Source organism: Rothia sp. HMSC066G02, assembly GCF_001813145.1.
In the GTDB taxonomy this organism is placed as follows: domain Bacteria; phylum Actinomycetota; class Actinomycetes; order Actinomycetales; family Micrococcaceae; genus Rothia.
Map to the genome: position 1 here is coordinate 1 of NZ_KV811582.1, position 220 is coordinate 220.

Annotated in this window: 1 protein-coding gene; it reads right to left on the minus strand. The window is 58.6% G+C overall.

Features of this window, described 5'->3' with window-relative positions; all coding sequences use genetic code 11:
• The coding region (locus tag HMPREF2894_RS01065) for a hypothetical protein (RefSeq protein ID WP_141754519.1) at positions 1-220 on the minus strand (220 nt) is incomplete at both ends.

The window sequence follows — 220 nt, forward strand, 5'->3', positions numbered from 1 at the left end:
CCAGCAGGCGCACCACCGGCAGCAAGCACACGACCATCAGTAGAAGCACACAGCAGCGAGAAGGACACAGCAGAATCCTCAGCAGAACCCCACGACGCCACCGAGCTCACAAACCCAGCCGCACCATAGTTCAGCGACGAGCCGGAACCATCCGAAGAAACCTGCAAAAGACGCGAATCATTACCGTCATACGAGAACACGCTCGTCGAGACCGGCACCA